The following is a 19,257-nucleotide window of genomic DNA, read 5'->3' as shown; positions in this document are numbered from 1 at the left end:
TTTATTTGACGATAATCGTCTGGTCAATACTTGTGGTCGCGTAGCGTCCCGTCAGAAGCGCCGTGACGCGCAGCCGCTCGTGAAAGCCGGAGACAATGTGGTCAAACAACAGGCTTGACACCGCAACTTCCGGCGGTGTAATCGGCACCGGAGTTCCTGCGCCGGCTTGGAAGCGCAGTACGCCGTTTTGCGCGTCAACCGTAATCGGATTTTCGCCGAAATTCACCTTCGTGAGTGTGAGCGTCCCGCCGGTCGCGTTCGCTGCCGGAACAGTGATTGCGGAAACTCCCATGAGCGCCCATTCCAACTTTTGCTCAACAAACAACTTCGCGTCCGCGAGCTCCATATTCCCCTGTGACCGCTCCGTCGCCGTCAAAACGCCATAAATAAAAAATAAAAATCCGCTTATAATAATTCCAACGATAAGCGTGTAGAGCAATGTTTCAATAAGCGAGAGGCCACGGCGGCCATGCATAAAAGCATAAAAACATAAAAACAGTGGGGCAATGGCTCGCTTGCCTTCATGCTTCGTTGCTTCGTTGCTTCGTTGCTTTATTGTCATAGTCCCGGTCCGATAATCTGCAGCGCATCGTTGCTCCGTACCGCGGCGTATACCGCATTGCCATAACACGCGGTCGCGCTGATAAGCTGTGAGAGATTCAATGAGGCCACTACGCGCATGTTGCTCGGCGTTGAAATATCGAGCACCTGAAACTCCGCATTAGAATTGTCTGTTCCCGCCACCGCCCACGCTCCAACGCCATACACATCCCACGCGCGGCCGCCAACATCCACTGAGGCGACGGTGATAGGGCTTGTGACGGTTGTCGCATCAACGTATTTCACTGTATGTCCCCAGTCCGTCCCGACCATAAATACCGACTCATCGCCGCCGGCGTACATACCATACACGTCATCGGTGCCAATGTCCCAGGTTGTGACAAGCGGCGCCGCGGGGGGGTTTGTAATGTCGCGCACGATAATATCCTCGGTTAAATTATAGTATGCGGAATACAACCGATCATTGAAGGCGTACATCTTGAGCATTGACGCGCCTATATCAAGTTCCATGGCGATAAGGGGATTTATGGGATTCGTGACGTCAACAACTACCAACTCTTCATAAGTGCTGCTATAATTTCTGCCGATGAACACATGGTCTTTCCAATACGCGATGCTGTTCGCGTTGCCGCTTCCGCCAAGATTGATGTCCGCGACCTCAACCGGAGCGGCGGGGTTCCGCACGTCAATCACCTTAAACTCTTCGGAGTCGTCCGATGAAACCGCAAATATATATCCGCTATGCAATACAAATTCGTTAATACCGCCCCCAACGTTTACCTCACCAAGCAACTGTAAGCTCGCGGGATTTGACGCGTTATAGATTGAAAAATCTTTTTTGCTCGAATCAGAAGCGATGCTGGAGACGTATACCGTCGTTGTCGCAACCTCGACGTCCGTTCCGCTGCGCCCGGGTCCCAAATCCGCCGTTCCCAAAATGCGCGGATGCGCCCAATCGCCACTCAACGTACAAAGCGTTGGTGACGCAGTCTGCCACGCGGTAAGCGTTTGTGCAATTTCAATGCGTTGCGGACGGAGCGGGTCAGTCATCCACGTAACAGTGGTGGTCGCGATTTTTGTGTTCGCGTCCACAGTCGCGACGCTCACGCTTCGCGTATAAATATCCCTCGCGTCCGATGATCCGCTGAACTGCCAATCATTTCCGGAAAGTGTGATGCCGTGCGTCCCGTCCGTTAAGGCGCCCCAATCCGCGTCGCGAATGGCGCGCACCGCCTCCAAGCCCTCAGCGGCATATTCAGCCGACTGTGTCGCCTGCGTGGTATCAGAAAGCAAATCCTGTCCGCCGGAAATCATCGTAACAACGCTCCCCGTGATAACCAAGAAAATGCCAATAGCGACAAGCACTTCTACGAGTGACTGTCCATTATGTGAAGCAATGAAGCAATGAAGCAATGAAGCAACGTTACGCGACCCTTTCGTTCCCGTGTTTTTTTGTTTACTTGCTCCCATGCTTTTATTGGACCAGCCCCTCCGTGTTTACGCGCACCGTTGTTGAACCGCTTACGGTCATAAAGGTCGTGGACGCCGAAGCACTTCTGCCGGAAAGAGCCGCAAACACAAACTCCATCGTGCCCGTTGCCGTAATTCCGAATGACCGCGGAAATGCCTGGTCGCGCATCACATTCCGCCCCGCGTAGTTTGCCCCTTCAAAAACAACAAAGTTGGCGCCCACAAGCGCCACGCCGTGCGCTGATTCCCCCCTGTTGCTCAGCGCGCGCGTGCGGGCGACGCGGAGATATTGAACAGCATTTGCACGTTCCGCGCGCAGTTCGCTGGTTAAGTAAAAATCCCACGTCATCGGAAGCCCCATGCCCAACAGCACGCCGGCAATGCCGATAACCACGACTATTTCCATGAGTGTCGCGCCGCGTTCGGTATTTTTTTTCATAGCGCTTTAGACGTTAGGCTACTCATGTCATTCCCGCGAAGGCGGGAATCCAGAAAACGTATCCGCGCTTCTGGATTCCGGATCAAGTCCGGAATGACAAAGGGTGTAGTCGCTACTTAATTCCCTGCGTGATGCTATAAATCGGCGTAATAATCGCGATTGCAACAAAGCCGACAATCAATCCCATAATAATGAGCAACAGCGGCTCCAGCACCGTGGAAAGATTTTTGGTCGCGTTATCCACTTCCTCCTCGTAATATTCCCCGAGATACAGCAGTGTTTCGCTTAAATTTCCCGTGCTTTCGCCCACCATAATCATCTGCGTCAGCATATCCGGAAAGAGGTTCGCCCGTTTTCCCAAATGCTCGGAGAGTTGCTCCCCTTTTCTGATATCGTCGGCGGCGCCGGAGAGCGCGTCCCGGAATACCAAGTTGTTGAGCGTCATCCCGGCCGTATTCACCGACTCGACAATCTTTGAGCCGCTCTTCAACAGTATCCCGAGTGTGCGCGCGAAACTCACCAAATTCACCTGCTGCATTAAGGTACCCGCAATCGGCAACGCAAGTAGTCCGCGCTGCACCAGGTACTGGAATGACCGTATGCGAAGCAGCGCCATGAACGCGACAATGATCACGGCAAGCCCCGCGAACATATACAACGTGTAGTGCTGGGCAAAATCAGAAATCCCAATAAGGATGCGCGTCGGAAGCGGCAGGGTGACATTGAGTGATTGAAACACGGGCAGAATCTTCGGCAGCACAAACGTGACAAGCAAGGTGATGATGCCGGTCGTGCCGATTAAAATAATTAACGGGTAAAACAGCGCGCCTTTAATTTTTGTCGCCAGCTGCCGCTTCTTCGTCAATTCTTGCGCGAGATAATTCAGGTTTTCCGGCAGCGTGCCGCTGGACTCACCGATGCGAAGGATGTTGATAAAAAGCTCGCCAAACACGTTTGCGTACGGTTCCAGCGCCACCGCGAGAAACTGCCCATTTGTCACCGCCCTCGTCGCCTCCTCCAGAATAATCTTCATGGACCGCGACTTTGATTGGCGCTTCAACATTTGCAAGCTATCCAACAGTGACATGCCGGCTTTCGTCATAATCGCAAGATGCCGAGCAAAAAGAATTTGCTCCTGCACGCTGACATGTAAAAATGCGTTTTTGAACGGAGAAGCCATTAACATAATTATAGCATGCGCCCGATGTCATTCTGAGGGTAGCAGCCCGAAGAATCCCAAGAGATCCTTCGGTCACCTTAGGCGACCTCAGGATGACAACTCAAACACTTGACTTCCCTTGCGGCCTTTGCCATACTATGGACAGTTTCGGAGGGTGGCATTGTGCTACTTTCCACGCATTCAGTTGTTGCAAAACCCAAGAAAGGGTGGTGTGGGATGCACAAAGCGATTGACATGAGCGAGGCGAAGAACAGGTTGCGGAGACTCCGGGACTACATCCCGGCCTGCAACATGAAGCTCCGCGACTTCGGGGCATCTCTCTCCGCGCATCTCTTCTCGCGACTCACGCCGTATGAATTCGTGGAGCAGTGCCAGTTGGCACTGCACGAGTTCCCGTACTGTGGGGATGTTTCCCTGCAGGGAAACATCCCCCACATCGCGGAGGCGATTTTCTCCACGGAGTTCGCGTCGGAGGTGAAGTCCGAGCACGCGGAGTACCTCGCGAAGCGCATCAAGGAGCTCGAGCATCAGCTGAGGCAGACGGATCTTGTGAGACGGTAACGCACGAGGGGCGCGGTGGAGCAATCCACTCGCGCCCCTTTCCCGTTTTTACGCCGTCATTCTGAAGCCCCGCAACGCGGGACTGAAGAATCCCAAGAGATCCTTCGGTCACCTTAGGCGACCTCAGGATGACAAACGAAACACGGCGCTATTCGTGCACCACTCTTACAATCTCCTCAATCGTCGTCTCACCTAAAAGCGCTTTTTGGAATGCATCTTCCAGCATCGGACGCATACCGTTTTTGATGGCGATTTTCTGGATTTCCGCGGTGTTCGCTCGACGCATCACCGCCTCGCGGATTTCGTCGTCAATATCCATCACTTCATGCACGCCGATGCGGCTCTTATATCCGCTGTCGTCGCACTTCACGCACCCCTTTCCTTTGAAAAACTTTTTATGCGTGCCGAGCAACTCCTGCCGGACCACCTGCTTGATCGTCGCGAGCTCCTCATCGGTGATCGTCACCTCTTCCTTACAATCATCGCAAATACGGCGCAAAAGGCGCTGGCCGATGGCGACGTTCACGGTGGAGGCAATCAAAAACGGCTCCACTTTCATATCAATCAAACGAGGCAATGCTGTCGCGGCGTTGTTGGTGTGCAGCGTGGTCAAAAGCAAGTGGCCGGTCAAGGCGGCATTCACCGCGATCGCCGCGGTTTCTTCGTCACGGATTTCACCGACCATCACGATATTCGGGTCCTGGCGCAAAATAGACCGCAATCCGGAGGCAAACGTGATTCCGGTGCGGGGGTTCACCTGAATCTGATCAATACCGTCAATAGAATATTCAATTGGGTCTTCAACGGTGATAATGGACACCTCCGGCATGTTGAGCTGTTTGATGATAGTGTAGAGCGTTGTTGTCTTTCCGGAACCCGTGGGACCCGTTGCCAGAATCATACCGTACGGTTTTTTAATTGCTTTCCGTATTCTTTCAAGATCCACCCCTTCAAACCCAAGCGCCTCAAGCGTAAACGTCTGCGCCTGTTCCGCCAAAATACGCATCACGGCATTTTCGCCGTAATACGTCGGAGCGATAGACACGCGCACGTCAATATAGCCCACTTCGCGTATCGGCGCCTTAAACCGACCATCCTGCGCCGCCTGATGTTCGTCGGTGCGGAGTCCCGAAAGCACTTTGATGCGCGTCACGACTTCCGACTGCAGCTCTTTCGGAAAGAAGAATGCCTCATGCATCACGCCGTCAACGCGCACGCGCACTCTGATGCGGCCGGACTCCGGATCAATGTGCACGTCGGAGGCGCGCGCGAAATACGCGCACTCCATCAAGAGGTCCACTAATTTGATGATGGAAATTTTCGCGACGTCTCCGGAAAGCTCTTCCTCGATTGCCGCTTTAGCGGCGCGATCCGATCCGGCGACGCGGAGATCTTTTTTGACCTCCTTCTTTTCTTCGTTTTTAGGTTCTGCTTTCTTTGCCATATATAGTATTCGCCAATATCGCGAATCGGGCGATAAAAATAACGCGAATGAGTACCGGCTACGAACTGTGCTGTTTTTGCAACTCAAACTTTTCCGCTATCGCGTTGACGTAATTCCAATCCAAGTTCTTGAAAAACGACGCGATGTAATCCAAGCGGCGTACGCCGTAGTCCATAAAGTACGCGTGCTCATAAATGTCTAGGGCGATTAACGGAATCGCGCCCCACACCGCGCCGACGTTATGGCCGTCCGCGCCGTAATTGTGCAATTTGTTGTCGCGGAAGTCGTAGCACAAAATCGCCCAACCTCTGGCGGCCAAGCCCGTTGCCACCATGTCCAGCTTCCACGCGTCCATGGAGCCGAAATCCTCAATGATCATCGTTTCTATAATAGTCCCTGAGCTTGTCGAAGGGCTACCATTGAGTTCGCCGAAATACACTTCGTGCAGTTTCATTCCGTTCACCGCGAAGGTTTCTTGGCGCTTCAATTCGCCGATATAACTATACACGCCGTTTGCCTCGGACTTATCCGCCTCCTCAAGCTTCTGCTGAATCTCGTTGGATTTCTTCACATATCCTTCATACAACTTGAAGTGCTCCGTAATCATCTTCAAACTCAAACCGTCCAAGTCCTTATCAATGGTTAATTTGTCTGCAATGTAATCTTTTCTCATATTATAGTGTTCGCAAATATCGCGAATCGGGAATAGAAATATCGCGAATAAGGTTATTTTTTAATACGCACGAATATTCGCGTTATTTTTATCTGCCATTCGCGTCATTCGTGTTCCCTATACGTTTATATTGTACCACGATTCTCTGCTTATCCTTGAACTTCAGCGCGCCAAACTCTTGCGACGACACGTCGTCCACGGTCATTTCAAGCGTATATCCTTCGCGCTCCATTGATTTTCCCCAGGTGCCGAAAAATTCGCCGAGCGTATATTCGTGACGGTCTTGCGCCTCCACATGCAGTTCGCCGGTTGAATCGTGCGTGTGGAGCGCGCGCTCGCACGCGCCGATGCCGATATTTGTCGGAATAACCTCCTCCTTATCATCAACCAAAATCCTCATCTGCGGATGAATGTGCTGCAACAGCGGCAGATTTGGCACAAGACACGGCGAGCCGCCACTTCCGCCTCCACCATTACTCCGGTTCAGGCTCGGAATCATAAAAAGCCCCGCGAGTACCACCGCTACCGTAATAACAATCGCCCAGGTCGCGGCGTTGCCGTTTGTCCGAGTTTGATTTATCATTATTCTAGTTTCTCATTTTGTGGAGGATGCCGCAATGGCGATGACTTCATCCAACAAGCAGCGCTGCGAGCGCTGCAAGACCGAGGAGTACATTCCGTTCACGCAGTACGTGAAGTTCAACGACAAGATCTGCTACCTCTGTAAGAATTGCTGGGACCTTTTCGCGGTATGGTTCCTCGCGCCCCGCGCCATGAAACGGCCATAGCAATGGCGAACCCGCAACAACCCCTCTGATGGACGTCGGAGGGGTTGTGATTTTTATATTCCCATTTTTACTAGCGCCACCTTCTCGCTTCTCTTCCATCCCTTTATTCCGGCTTCCCTCTGCCTTGCTTTCCGGAGAGTACGGAAAGATTCCACGTGCACCAATTTCACCGGGCGGCGGATTTTCGTATAATGCGCGCCTTGTTTTGACTCGTTGTGCTGTTTTAACCGCCGCTCAAGATTATTAGTACACCCAACGTACAAAGTTTTATCGGCACATTCCAGAATGTAGGTAAAGTACGGCATAAACCTGTATTCAGGTTAGCATGCGCCGCAAATTTGCAAAATAAGTCAAAATCAGACATTATGAATGGTAACAATTGCGGGATCGTCTAATGGTAGGACATCGCCCTCTGAAGGCGAGTATCTTGGTTCGAATCCAGGTCCCGCAGCTGATTTTACGAAATCATGTCGCGCACCGTCCATTGAGGCGCGACCAAAATTAAGCACATAACTTATGAGTAAAAAATTTATTATTCTTATCGTTTTTCTGGTGTTGGTTTCCGCCGCAAGCATGTACTTCCGGGTTATTTATTCACGCAAAGTCACAACCGTGGATAACGCGGTCACGCTTTGCGCCGCGGAACAGCGGGAGGCGACGGCATGCATCGCGCTCTATCAGCCGGTGTGCGCGAAAATAAACATTCAATGCATCAAGGCGCCGTGCAACCCGGTGAATCAGACGATTTCTAACTCGTGCGAGGCGTGCAAAAATTCGCTCGTGGAATCATACATTTCGGGCGCGTGCGAGGGCGAGTAGCCGCTTAACACGATTGGTTTAAAAATCGCTCCGCGGCTGCGTCCACGTCCGCGGCGTTATTAGCGGCCATCAGTTCCACGCGCAATGCTTTGACATCGCGCTCGCCGGCGGCGTACTTTGCTAAGTGCTTCCTCACGTGCACAAACGGCTTCCACGGCATAAGTTCTTCGCAGAGTCGGGCGTGCATACACATTGCCTCCAACCTTTCTTTCAGTGTTACGTCGGTTCGTCCGGAAAAGAAAAACGGATTGCCGATGGCGGTGCGGCCGGCCATAAATCCCGTTAGAAGTCGCCCTCGCCCAAGGCGAGTGGCTTCGGCCACCTTGGGGCGGCCTACTTCTAACGGGATAAATCCGCCGGCACCCGCGGCACGCGCTTTTGCATAGCCATCTTCAAGCGATGCGACGTCGCCGTTACCAATAATTCTTATTCCGGAACCCTTCGCAATTTCCACGGCTCGCGCAACGCGATCCCAACGCGCCGGAACAAGCGACATCTCTTTCGCGGTGCGGGCATGAATGGTGATCGCCGCGGGCTCCGCCTCAAGCAATCGCGGAAGCCACTCTTCCAATACATCGCTTTTGACGCCTAGCCGGGTTTTTACCGAAACGGGAATCACTCCCGCCGCTTCTTTCATTGCCTTAATAATCTTGACGGCGCGGTCGGGGTCGTCGATTAGTGAAGCACCGGCGCACTGTTTCATCACCGCCTTATCCGGGCAGCCCATGTTTACTTCCACGCCGTCAAAACCAAGTGTACATATGTACTCGGTCGCCTTCGCCAACACGTCGGGATCGTTATCAAAAATCTGCGCGACAATCGGGCGCTCGGACTCATGGAATTGCAGGTCGTGTTGCAACCGCTCCCTGCCGCGGGACATGAGGCCTTCCGCGGAAACAAACTCGGTGTAGAGCACGTCGGGTTTGCCGTACTTCGCCACCACGCGCCGAAAAGCGGCGTCGGTGACTTCCGCCATTGGCGCCAGAATCGCGCATACATCGGGTAACTTCGCCCAAAATCCGAAATTCTTTGACATCTATTTCTCAACGACAAGCGTTCCTTTCATACCCATCGCGCGATGACTGCCGACGGAGCAATAATACTCAAAGCTTCCGGCGTCAGCCGCCACAAACTCCACGACATCGCGGTCCCCCATTCGAATTTGACGCGTTGCCACATTCAGCTTGTCAATACGGAAGTCGTGAAATCCTTCAATGTTTTCAAAAATAATCCGCACTTTATCGCCCTTCTTTACCGTAAGCGTTGAGGGTGAAAACGAAAAATTCGCCCCGTTGACGGTAAATTCTTTTACGATGGCCTCCGTCGGCGCAACATCCGCGGTAACCGCGTCTTGCGGAGGAACAAGCGACAATGACCGGTAATAATTCAAGCTTATTGTCCCGGCGAGCCCTGCCGCAATCACGAACGCCGCAATAGATGATTTTTTCATATGTAAATTATATTCGCTACTTCGCTTTATGCCCGCCGAACTGCTCGCGTAACGCGGAAAGTACTTTGCCCGCGTAACTCGGATGTTTCGCGGAATTGACACGGAACTTCAATGCTTCTTCAATCACCTTCGCTTTGAGCTTCATTTGTTTCGCGGTTTTAACCGTCCACGCGCCCTCGCCGGTGTGCCCCACGGTTCCCGAAATTTCTTTCAAGTCCTCGCCGTGCGCCTTGAACGCCCCGTAGAGCCACCCCGTCAAACGGGACTCAATAACGCTGCCGTGGTTATAAATATCCGTGACACGCGTGAGGTCTAATTTATATTTGGATTTTTTCAGTATCTCAAACCCTTCGGCGAGCGATTGCATCATGCCGTATTCAATGCCATTATGCACCATTTTCACAAAATGCCCCGCGCCGGCGCCTTCGAAAAACTGATAACTCCCCTCACGTGCCATGTCTTTGATGAGCGGCTCAATTTTTTTGAATACCGCTTCTTTCCCGCCCACCATAATACACGCGCCGGCTAATGCTCCCCCGGGACCACCCGAAACGCCGACATCAATAAAATCAATGCCGCCGCGCTTCGTGACTTTTTTATAGCGTGCCACCGTGTCGGCAAAATATGAATTTCCTCCGTCCACAATGATGTCCCCTTTTGATAAAAACTTCAGCAAACCCTCTTTGCCAAAAATGACTTCGTCAACCACATCTCCCGCCGGCACCATGAGCCAAATAACGCGCGGGGAAGCGAGTTTTTTCACAAGATCTTCCAGCGTTGCCGCGCCGACAATCCCCTCGCCTTTCAATCGCTCCAACACTTCCGGCTGATCAACTCCGACAACGCTCCAGCCGCGCCCTACAAGCCGGCGCGCGATGTTCGCCCCCATTTTGCCCAAGCCAACAATGCCGAGTTCCTTTTTTTGTGACGTTGCTTCCATACGTGGAGCGTACCCTGTGCCACAACTTCGGTCAATGTTGTTGGTGGACAGTTATCGATGTTTTAAGGATCTTTTATTCCGCGCAAGATTTCGCCGACTCTTACGCGCCGTTGCGCTGCCGGAGTTGTGGCACGGGGCGTACCAATTTACTTTCGCCGCGGCAAGCAGCGCCTCCGCGGTATCAGGCTTGTACGACGCGAGTGGAACGGCGTTCGCCTTCCACGCATTGATAATCGGGTCAACGAAGCGCCACATCGCCCGCACTTCAGCGGTGCTCGCGAACAGTGTTTGATCTCCGGCAAACGCATCCCAGAGAAGCTTTTTATACTCTTCAACGTATTGCCGCCGGTTGGGGTTTTCGCGCAGCGCGTCAAAGACCTCGCGCTGCATATCAAACTTCAACCCAGGTTTTTTTGACCAAAACTCAACCGAAAACCCTTCTTTTGGTTCCAGCGCGATGACAACCCGATTTTTATATTGCGCCGCGTCATGCGGAGGACAAAAACACGGGTCGGGATGCTTAAATATGATTTCCACTTCTTTTTTTACTTCACCGAGCCGCTTTCCGCTCTCCAGCGTAATCGGCACCCCGCGCCAGCGCGGCGAATCAAGAAACGCGCGCACCTTAAAATATGTTTCCGTTTCGGAACTCTTCCGTACGCCGGTGATACCCTGATAACCGGAATACTGCGCGCGCAGCGCAGCTGTCCGCACCTCCCGCGCATCCGGCGGAATGAGCATTTGCAATACCTCCGCGCGCCGCGCGCGGATCGCGTCCGACGCTAAACTTCCGGGGTGTTCCATTGTAACGAGCGCCAATAACTGCAATAGATGATTCTGGCCCACGTCGCGCAACGCGCCCACGCCGTCATAAAAACTCCCACGATGCTCAACGCCCAGGTTCTCCCAAAGGCGGATATTGATGCTCTCCACGCATTCGTTGCTCCAGCTTTTTTCCGCAAGATTATTCGCGAACCGAAACGTCAATATGCTCTGCGCCATTTCTTTGCCGAGATAATGGTCAATGCGGTAGATCTGGGATTCTTGAAAAAATTCACCCAGCAGTTCATCCAGCCGTTGTGCGGTCGCGAGATTTTCTCCGAACGGCTTTTCCACCAGTACCCTGGTCCACCCTTCTTCATTTGAGCATGTCTTTGTGAGCCCTGAGGTCTTCAGCTCCTTAAAAATCCCCTCATAATATTCTGGTGGTACCGCGAGATAAAACAATTTGTTTGAGCAAACTCCCCACCGGTCATCAACGCGCTTCAACTCCTCGCGCAACGCGCGGTAGTCGCCGGCGTTTTCAAACGTGCCCCGCTGATAGGAAATCGCTCCGCAAAACTTCGCGCATTCATCCGCATCAAAATCTTTTTGTTTCGCGAGCACACCGGTAATATATTGCCGGAATTCCGGCGCAGTGAGGCTCCGCCTGGAAAACCCGACCAGATGAAACATCTCCGGCAGATCGCCCTGCCGGAATAAACTAAAAAGCGCCGGCGCGATTTTTTTCGCCGTTAAATCCCCCGTCACGCCGAAAATCACGAGTACGGTCGGGATATTCTTCAACGCTTTTTCATTTTTTCTTGAAACCATGGTATTTTTATACTACCATGACGCCTCAGTCGCTCAAACTTATTTCGGTAAATATTGAGGGCCACAAACACCTTGACCTTGTGCTTCCGTTTTTGAGGTCAAATAATCCCGACGTCGTTTGCTTACAAGAGGTTTATGAGCCGGATTTTCAGATGCTGTGCGAGGCGCTTGGCATGAAAGGGCATTTCACGCCGATGACGCTTATACAACTAGACAAAAAAACCGGGCCACGAATTCCGTGGGGCATCGGGCTTTTGACGCACCTACCATTTACCGACATGCGCGAGCGTTACTATTACGGGGATCGCGCAACCATACCGGAAAATAATGATAATTTTGATACGATTTATAAGGCGCTCGTGAGTTGTATTGCCCAAAAAGACGGCGTGGACTATACCATCGGAACATCTCACTTCACTTGGACACCGAACGGTGAGGCCAACGAGAACCAGCGGCGCGATATGCCGATGTTTCTTTCGGCAATCACCGAGCGTCCGGAGATGGTCTTTTGCGGCGACTTTAACGCCCCGCGAGGACGTGAAATGTTTGCCGTCATCGCCGAACGCTATAAAGACAATATCCCCGCCTCGTATGACTCAAGCATTGATGAAAACCTCCATCGCGTGAGACCGAAGTTGCGCTATATGGTGGACTGCCTATTCTCAACTCCGCAATACCTCGCCTCAAATGTGCGGCTCGTCAGCGGCGTCTCCGACCACTGCGCGATTGTGGCGGATATTTCCAAAGCTTGACCCATCAGACGGGCCTTGAGTTATGGGCTCAAATCTCGTATAACGAATGTAGCTCATCATGCGTAGTTTTTCCGTTCATGGAGGTGACTGATGCGTCTCGTAAAAATCGGCCTCGCGAATGTTGACCCGACCGTCGGGGCAATGAACGACAACACCGCGAAGATCCTTGTCCGCGCGAAGCAGCTCGCGGACGCACACTGCGCCGTTGCCGCCTTCAGCGAACACACGATCTCCGGATATCCGGTGGAAGACCTCGTACAGTGGAAAGGGTTTGTGGCGCAGCAATGGGAGGAGCTGCGACGCTTCGCGGACGCGACGAAGACTTTCGGGTACCCCACGGTCTTCGTGCTCGGCCTCGCGGTAGAGGAAGGACCCGACATCTACAATACTGCTGCCGTTGTTTCAAGCGGCAATATCCTCGGCGTCGTGCCGAAGGAGAAGCTGCCGACGTACGGCGTCTTCTACGAACGACGCACGTTCTCGGCCGGTATCCCCGGGCACATCGGAACAGTACACGGCGCACCGTTCGGCGACCTCATCTTCCGCTTCCCCTTCGGCACCCTGGCCGTTGAGGTATGCGAGGATATCTGGTCGCGTAACGGTCCGATGAGCCGGAGGTGCTTTGGCGGCGCGGAGCTGGTCGTAAATATCTCCGCGTCACCGTTCCGTTCCGGCGTGCTTCCGCAACGGCGCTCGCTCATCGCGGCGCGCGCGATGGATAACGCCGCAACAGTCGTATACGTGAATCAGGTAGGCGCGAATGATAGCCTGGTCTTCGACGGCGGCGGATTCGTGAACCAGTGCGGCGACTTCGTACTGGAGGCCCCGCGCTGGCGCGAAGGAACAGCAATCGTCGTCGTGGACTTGGACGACATAACACTCACGCGGCATGTGAACACCACCTGGCGCACCGACCGTGAACGGTTCGTATCGGAACATCCGCCGGTGCAAACAGTGTCATCCGACGACGGACCGCCCGCAAACGACGAAGAGGTCATCTACCCCACGCCGCCATCCAAGAGCTTCTTCATGCCGGAGGACGTGACGCAAAAGACAAATCCGCGCCACGAATACTTCGACGATCTCATTGAAGGAATGATCTCCGGCCTCAAGGGGTACTTCGAGAAGACAAACACGTTCCAACGGATCGCTATCGCGCTCTCCGGAGGGATGGACTCGGCGCTCACACTGCTTATCGCAGAGCGGTACGCGGCGCGGCGCCGGATGAACATCAATCCGATGCTCGTCACGAACGACTTCATCAAGTGCTTCTCGATGCCGACGAGGTTCAACTCGGATACCACGCGAAGCATCGCGAAGGACTTAGCTGAGGCACTCGGTGTCGGGTTTCTGGAAACGCCGGTCGCGCGCCAAGTGGAACACGCAGAGGATCTCCTGAAACTCATGTACCAGGGCGAAGCGCCGAAGATGACGCTGCAGAACGTCCAAGCCCGTATCCGCGGCATGGCCATGTGGAATTACGCGAACGCCGCTCACGCCATGTGGCTCCAGACCGGCAATATGACGGAAAAGGCGGTGGGCTACACGACCATCGGCGGGGACATGATGGGGGCGTTCTCCCTCATTGGAAACCTTCCGAAAACAGTCGTGAGAGAGCTCATCGCTTACCTCATGACGCAATCACCTGAAACGGTCGCCGCTCCGCTCCGTGCGTTGCTCGCGACGAAGGCATCAGCGGAGCTCGATGCCAACCAGAGCGACGAGGACGATCTCATGCCGTTCCCGGTGCTGGACGCGTGCTACGCGCTCTTCGCCGGAAAACGCATGATGGCCGTTGAGGTCTACAGGGTTGTGAAAACCATGTGGCCGGAGGAGCAGCGCTTGAAGGAATGGGTACGGAAATTCGTCGTCCTCTTCCGCCGGTCCATTTTCAAGTGGGTCCAGACGCCGGAAACGGTGCACCTCGGCTCACTTGACCTTGACCGTGAGCGCGCGCTCCAGCTTCCGGTGGTGCAGTCGGAAGAATGGATGGCGCTTGAGGAACTCGACATCGCATAACGAAACGACCCACGCGGCGCCGATAAGCACTGCGTGGGTTTATTATTTCCCAACATAAATTGGAAAGTGGCTCAATCGTATGAACGATTGAGCCACTTTGCGAAAACTACCCGGCGGAGGTGCGGAGCTCGCACGCTCAGCGCCGAGAGCGATGATTCCGATGTGTCGAGGCACCGGAACCACCAAGGGAGGAGCGCCACGAGCGACCAGGGAAGACTGGCCGGCGGGATTGCGGAGCGGGCATCACGGGCAGGAGCAAGTTGCACACATGTGTCCGCAAAGCGCACAACCCCGCCGGCAGCGCCCCGTCAGACGGGGCAGCGGATAGCATCAGCTTTCGGTGGTATCTGATGTTACCCTTCGGCGACAGCGACCAACCAGATGGAGCGGACATTCCTGAATGCTCTGCCCGAGCCACCAGCATCGGGCAGGCGCCAGCAGTAGCTGACTGGCACCTATGACGGCCCGGGATTTTTCTCAACGGAGTATTTCCGTCGTTTCTATTATCAACGCTAGCACACCAAAGCCCCGCTTGTCAATAGCGCACACTACACTTTCAGATAGCGCGTAATCGCGATACTACCGGAGATGGTGCCAAGCGCGATGCCAAAAAGCAATTCGTAGCCAAGCAATGAAAACAGATTCCCGTAAAAGTAGCCGAGGAGGCTCATCTCCGGAATAAAAATTTTCACGTATGGCGCCGCAACGTGGATAATCGGGGCAACAAGCAACAGCGCCAGCACTCCCGAAATCGCTCCATAGAGTACGCCCTCCACAAAATACGGCCCGCGGATAAACGCGTTTGAAGCCCCTACGAGGCGCATCACGCCGATCTCGTCGCGATTGGAATAAATTGCCAGCCGGATAGTGTTAAATGTCACTACAATAGCGATAAGCGCCAAGGCGATGATTACGGCGATGCCGGTCGTGTTTGCCGCGCCTATGATGCGCACCAAGCGGTCAATCGCGGTTTGGTTTTGGCCGTAGCTCACTTTTTCAATCACCGGAGTAAAATCCTTATGTTCCAAATACGCGGCAATGATGCCGTAGTCCTTCGGGTCAACAGCTTTGATATTCAGAGTTCCTGAAAGCGGATTATCGTTCAGTTCGGTGAGCGCCTTCGCGATGGTCGGGTCATCTTTGTGTCGCTCCCTAAACAGCTCGAGCGCTTTTTCGCGCGAAATGTATTCTACCGCGCGCACTTCCGGAAGCACCTTCACCGCGCGCTCAATTTTCAACATTTCATCCTCCCCTGCCGTCGTTTTGAAATACACGCTGATATCAATTTTATCCTGCAGAGCCGTCACGGCAGTTTTTGCCACAACGCTAAAAATCATGAGCCCCGCGAACACAAAAAGCGCGAGCATCATCACAACCGTGGTCGCCACGGAAAGCCATCCGTTCCGCCAAAAATTCTGAAAACCGTATTTAAGCACCCGAGCAAGTTTTGTAGCCATTATAGTGTTCGCAAATATCGCGAATTTGGGATAAAAAATAACGCGAATGCAAAATACGATGCGTTAATATTGAGTTGTCTTGTTACTTTCATATTCGCGTTATTTTTATTTGCAATTCGCGGTATTCGTGAGTACTAAACTATTAAAGGATGTATCGCCCGACCTTATCATCCCTGATCAATCGCCCGTCATCCAAGCTCAACACCCTCTTCCCCAGTTTATCAATAATTTCTTTACTATGCGTCGCGAGGATGATGGTCGTTCCGAGTTCATTAATCTTTTTGAGCAAGTTAATAATATCCCAGGTGTTCATCGGGTCAAGATTTCCCGTCGGCTCGTCGGCGACAATGACCGCGGGGCGGTTCACCATGGCGCGCGCGATCGCCACGCGTTGTTTTTCGCCGCCGGAAAGTTCGTTCGGAAAATTATTCGCGCGCTCGGCCAAACCAACCATATCCAGCACCTTCGGGACCAAGTCCTCAATTTCCGGCTGGCTTTTGCCGCCGACTTCCATCGCGAAGGCGATATTTTCATACGCCGTTTTCGCGCTCAGCAGTCTAAAATCCTGAAACACAATGCCGATCTGGCGCCGAAGCGCCGGAAGCGCGTGCGACGGCAAACGGTTCACTTCGGTATCCGCGAAAATCACCCTTCCTTTCGTGGGTTTTTCTTCACCGATCAAGAGCTTAATGATGGTGGATTTTCCTGCGCCGGACTTTCCCACCAACGACACAAATTCACCGGCGTCAATTTTGAAGGTTACGTCCTCCAGCGCGACGGACTTGGTATATGCTTTTGAGACGTTTTGAAAGGCAATCATGGGGGCAGAATCTAGAATTTAGTATCTAGGATCTAGAACAAACTTTATATTACGTAGTATACCCCAAAGCTACGCTTTGGGCAATTCCAACTCTGCCTCTATGAACTTATCAAGATCGCCATCCAGCACCTTTTCCGGCTGAGACGATTCAACTTTTGTGCGCAAATCCTTCACCACATGGTACGGGTGGAGCACATAATTCCGGATCTGATTCCCCCATTCCGGCTTCACCTGCGTGCGCAAATTGGAAAGCTCTTTCTCGTGCCGAGCCTCCATCACCTGCAACAGTTTTGCCTTCAAAATCTTCATCGCCTTGTCGCGGTTCATCTCCTGATTGCGTTCCGCGCGCGAGGCAACGGCGATACCCGTAGGAAGGTGCACAATGCGCACCGCGGTTTCGCGCTTATTGACGTTTTGCCCGCCCGGACCGCCGGCGCGCGCTGTTTCAAGCCGTAAGTCTTTTTCCGGAATGACAACGTTCCTATGCTCCACCTCAGGCAAGTCCGGCACCACTTCAACAAGCGCGAACGACGTGTGCCGCGCAGCACGCGCGTCAAACGGAGATATGCGCACCAAGCGATGAACGCCCTGTTCCTTTTTTAAACTCCCATACACATAAGCGCCGACGATTTCCAGCGCGCGATCGTCGGTTTGGATGACTTTCCAGCCACGCCGTTGCGCGTAGCGATAATACATGCGGATAAGCATATCCGCCCAATCCTTCGCGTCGTCGCCGCCAACACCCGCGTACACCATGAGGTGGGCATTGTTTTTATCATATGTGCCCGAAAGGGGTTTAAGGGGAAGATCCATGGGGTTTTCTTTGTCATTCCGGGCTTGACCCGGAATCTAGAGAATTTATAATCTTCAGCGAGCTGGATTCCCGCTTTCGCGGGAATGACAAACCTCATCTGAGCCACCTCCCGGAAATTGAACTGCTCGCTGCGACCTTCGGTCGGCTGCGCTCACAAACCCAGCGGTTCGTGTACTCCGCCACGGGAAAACTCCCGTTTTCCCGACCCCTTTCCCAGTTCAAATCTCGGAAGTATTGAATTTAATTTATATTGCTCTTTCAGAGCCACCTCCCGGATTTGAACCGGGGACCTTCGCTTTACGAAAGCGCTGCTCTACCGCTGAGCTAAGGTGGCGCTACTCCGCTGTAACCAATGTTAAATACTATATCATTTCCCTCAAAAATGGGAAGTCCTGTGCTGCCAGCGGCGAACACAGGACTTCACGCGAGGAGCCCGGTAGGACTACTGTCGGTATCAGGCAGAACGCCCACTCTCGCCCAGCTATGCGTGAGGCGCGAAAGCTCACTTCGGCGGTTTTGTCACCACGGGTACACTTGCACCCATGGCAACTCATACGTCCCAACCGGCTCCCGATGCATTATTAACGTATCACGTACATGCGCGACACGCAAGGCGCTGCTACGTTCACAACATGGGCGCACCGTTATGCCCCCCCCCCCAGCCATTTGCGTACGCAAATGGCGAAGCTCTTCCTTCAATTTCTCAATTTCTTCTTTAAGCTCAATCATTTTTATTTCCCTTCCGACCATGACATCATTCAGACGTTTCAGCTCTTCGAGGCGTTCCCGCAATTCACGCTCGGCGTTCTTCCGCGCTTCAAGAGCAATGTGCAAATTCCGCGCGTTTATTTCCAACTCCGCCCAACCAGCGAGCGCCTCAAGAATTTCTTCGTCGGTTTTTGAAAACTCCCGCGGCTTTGTGTCCTTAACACAAAACACTCCGACGCGGTGCCACTGAGCCTGCCCGCAATGCTGCGCCTAGCCCGACAGCCTGACGGCAGTCATGGCGGCGAGCATAGCACTGCAGGTGGGCTACTCCGGCGTATTTCTAACGATACTACACGCTATAGCATTTCCCGCAAAAAAAAGAAGCCCCTCGCCAAAGATTCGCATCGACAAGGGGGCCCTCTTTTTTCCGTTATGCTCGCCTCTTCTTTCGCTCAACATAGAATGACGCGAACGCGACAAAAAGTCCGATCGCAACGATAGCAATCCACAACACCCCACTCCGGTCATCGAAACCAATGCCCGTATTCGGCAATCCCGGCGAAGCCACGACGACGGTCGCAGGTGACGAGTCAACGGCGATTAGCCCATTGGCCTTGCCGCTTGCGGTGCCGATGTTTGTTGTTGTTTGCGTCAGGTTTGTCTCACAGATAAACGACCACGCTTCGTTGTTCTCCAGCAAATCATTCTTATTGAGGTCTCCGGGGTGTCCCACCACGCGACCAGGCAAACCGGTGCATTTATCGTCAGT

22 protein-coding genes and 2 tRNA genes are annotated in these 19,257 nt (G+C 53.3%); 5 read left to right on the top strand and 19 right to left on the bottom strand.

What is annotated here, in order from left to right:
• Position 1: 1 nt before the first annotated feature.
• The 4 genes from Q7R85_01355 to Q7R85_01340 all read right to left on the bottom strand — a co-directional run bounded on the left by Q7R85_01355 (position 2) and on the right by Q7R85_01340 (position 3,656).
• Entirely contained in the window at positions 2-562 is a 561-nt protein-coding gene (locus Q7R85_01355) for a hypothetical protein (GenBank protein ID MDO8584749.1), read from the bottom strand.
• Positions 559-2,031, bottom strand: coding sequence for a hypothetical protein (locus tag Q7R85_01350; GenBank protein MDO8584748.1), 1,473 nt, complete (start codon positions 2,029-2,031; stop codon positions 559-561). The genes Q7R85_01355 and Q7R85_01350 overlap by 4 nt, the downstream gene beginning before the upstream one ends.
• A gap of 4 nt (positions 2,032-2,035) precedes the next feature.
• Positions 2,036-2,470: a type II secretion system protein gene (locus tag Q7R85_01345; GenBank protein ID MDO8584747.1), complete on the bottom strand. Its 435-nt coding sequence runs from the start codon at positions 2,468-2,470 to the stop codon at positions 2,036-2,038.
• Between the two features lie 112 nt (positions 2,471-2,582).
• Complete coding sequence (locus Q7R85_01340; protein MDO8584746.1) at positions 2,583-3,656, bottom strand: type II secretion system F family protein; 1,074 nt, start codon at positions 3,654-3,656, stop codon at positions 2,583-2,585.
• Between the two features lie 210 nt (positions 3,657-3,866).
• On the opposite strand from Q7R85_01340, the gene Q7R85_01335 reads away from it, so the two are divergent.
• Positions 3,867-4,211: a hypothetical protein gene (locus tag Q7R85_01335; protein MDO8584745.1), complete on the top strand. Its 345-nt coding sequence runs from the start codon at positions 3,867-3,869 to the stop codon at positions 4,209-4,211.
• 148 nt (positions 4,212-4,359) lie between these two features.
• Here the strand turns inward: Q7R85_01335 and Q7R85_01330 are convergent, their stop codons facing one another.
• The 5 genes from Q7R85_01330 to Q7R85_01310 all read right to left on the bottom strand — a co-directional run bounded on the left by Q7R85_01330 (position 4,360) and on the right by Q7R85_01310 (position 7,421).
• Entirely contained in the window at positions 4,360-5,655 is a 1,296-nt protein-coding gene (locus Q7R85_01330; GenBank protein MDO8584744.1) for a GspE/PulE family protein, read from the bottom strand.
• Between the two features lie 58 nt (positions 5,656-5,713).
• Positions 5,714-6,328 carry a Fe-Mn family superoxide dismutase gene (locus tag Q7R85_01325; protein ID MDO8584743.1) on the bottom strand — a complete coding sequence of 205 codons (615 nt, stop codon included), beginning with the start codon at positions 6,326-6,328 and terminating at the stop codon, positions 5,714-5,716.
• An 88-nt stretch (positions 6,329-6,416) separates the two neighbouring features.
• Entirely contained in the window at positions 6,417-6,911 is a 495-nt protein-coding gene (locus Q7R85_01320; protein MDO8584742.1) for a hypothetical protein, read from the bottom strand.
• 46 nt (positions 6,912-6,957) lie between these two features.
• Positions 6,958-7,215: a hypothetical protein gene (locus Q7R85_01315; GenBank protein ID MDO8584741.1), complete on the bottom strand. Its 258-nt coding sequence runs from the start codon at positions 7,213-7,215 to the stop codon at positions 6,958-6,960.
• Complete coding sequence (locus Q7R85_01310; GenBank protein ID MDO8584740.1) at positions 7,170-7,421, bottom strand: GIY-YIG nuclease family protein; 252 nt, start codon at positions 7,419-7,421, stop codon at positions 7,170-7,172. The genes Q7R85_01315 and Q7R85_01310 overlap by 46 nt, the downstream gene beginning before the upstream one ends.
• 75 nt (positions 7,422-7,496) lie before the next feature.
• Between Q7R85_01310 and Q7R85_01305 the strand changes: the two genes are divergently transcribed.
• Positions 7,497-7,567 (top strand) — tRNA-Gln (locus Q7R85_01305).
• A 65-nt stretch (positions 7,568-7,632) separates the two neighbouring features.
• Positions 7,633-7,935 carry a hypothetical protein gene (locus tag Q7R85_01300; GenBank protein MDO8584739.1) on the top strand — a complete coding sequence of 101 codons (303 nt, stop codon included), beginning with the start codon at positions 7,633-7,635 and terminating at the stop codon, positions 7,933-7,935.
• Positions 7,936-7,939: 4 nt separating this feature from the next.
• Here the strand turns inward: Q7R85_01300 and Q7R85_01295 are convergent, their stop codons facing one another.
• The 4 genes from Q7R85_01295 to zwf are packed head-to-tail and all read right to left on the bottom strand — an operon-like array spanning position 7,940 to position 11,918.
• Positions 7,940-8,971 carry a tRNA-dihydrouridine synthase family protein gene (locus Q7R85_01295; protein ID MDO8584738.1) on the bottom strand — a complete coding sequence of 344 codons (1,032 nt, stop codon included), beginning with the start codon at positions 8,969-8,971 and terminating at the stop codon, positions 7,940-7,942.
• Positions 8,972-9,385: a cupredoxin domain-containing protein gene (locus tag Q7R85_01290; GenBank protein MDO8584737.1), complete on the bottom strand. Its 414-nt coding sequence runs from the start codon at positions 9,383-9,385 to the stop codon at positions 8,972-8,974.
• 16 nt (positions 9,386-9,401) lie between these two features.
• On the bottom strand, positions 9,402-10,325 hold the full coding sequence (gnd, locus tag Q7R85_01285) for a decarboxylating 6-phosphogluconate dehydrogenase (protein MDO8584736.1): 924 nt from the start codon (positions 10,323-10,325) through the stop codon (positions 9,402-9,404).
• A 51-nt stretch (positions 10,326-10,376) separates the two neighbouring features.
• Positions 10,377-11,918, bottom strand: coding sequence for a glucose-6-phosphate dehydrogenase (zwf, locus tag Q7R85_01280; GenBank protein MDO8584735.1), 1,542 nt, complete (start codon positions 11,916-11,918; stop codon positions 10,377-10,379).
• Positions 11,919-11,935: 17 nt separating this feature from the next.
• Between zwf and Q7R85_01275 the strand changes: the two genes are divergently transcribed.
• Together Q7R85_01275 and nadE are read left to right on the top strand one after the other, a co-directional pair.
• The gene (locus Q7R85_01275) at positions 11,936-12,670 is read left to right on the top strand and encodes an endonuclease/exonuclease/phosphatase family protein (GenBank protein ID MDO8584734.1); all 735 of its coding nucleotides are present in this window, start codon (positions 11,936-11,938) and stop codon (positions 12,668-12,670) included.
• Positions 12,671-12,760: 90 nt separating this feature from the next.
• The gene (nadE, locus tag Q7R85_01270) at positions 12,761-14,689 is read left to right on the top strand and encodes an NAD(+) synthase (protein MDO8584733.1); all 1,929 of its coding nucleotides are present in this window, start codon (positions 12,761-12,763) and stop codon (positions 14,687-14,689) included.
• 548 nt (positions 14,690-15,237) lie between these two features.
• On the opposite strand, the gene Q7R85_01265 is transcribed toward nadE, so the two are convergent.
• From Q7R85_01265 to Q7R85_01240, 6 genes are all read right to left on the bottom strand, one after another.
• Positions 15,238-16,146 (bottom strand): permease-like cell division protein FtsX, encoded by a 909-nt coding sequence (locus Q7R85_01265; protein MDO8584732.1) that lies wholly within the window; start codon positions 16,144-16,146, stop codon positions 15,238-15,240.
• Between the two features lie 142 nt (positions 16,147-16,288).
• Positions 16,289-16,966, bottom strand: coding sequence for a cell division ATP-binding protein FtsE (ftsE, locus tag Q7R85_01260; GenBank protein ID MDO8584731.1), 678 nt, complete (start codon positions 16,964-16,966; stop codon positions 16,289-16,291).
• Positions 16,967-17,035: 69 nt separating this feature from the next.
• Positions 17,036-17,779 (bottom strand): peptide chain release factor-like protein, encoded by a 744-nt coding sequence (locus tag Q7R85_01255; GenBank protein ID MDO8584730.1) that lies wholly within the window; start codon positions 17,777-17,779, stop codon positions 17,036-17,038.
• 263 nt (positions 17,780-18,042) lie between these two features.
• A tRNA-Thr gene (locus Q7R85_01250) sits at positions 18,043-18,114 on the bottom strand.
• 185 nt (positions 18,115-18,299) lie between these two features.
• Positions 18,300-18,719 carry a hypothetical protein gene (locus tag Q7R85_01245; protein ID MDO8584729.1) on the bottom strand — a complete coding sequence of 140 codons (420 nt, stop codon included), beginning with the start codon at positions 18,717-18,719 and terminating at the stop codon, positions 18,300-18,302.
• A gap of 199 nt (positions 18,720-18,918) precedes the next feature.
• On the bottom strand, positions 18,919-19,257 hold a 339-nt coding region (locus Q7R85_01240; protein MDO8584728.1), incomplete at its 5' end, for a hypothetical protein.

The organism is bacterium, assembly GCA_030649055.1.
Taxonomy (GTDB): domain Bacteria; phylum Patescibacteriota; class Minisyncoccia; order UBA6257; family JAUSGH01; genus JAUSGH01.
This window is presented reverse-complemented; position numbering and strand designations above follow the sequence as displayed.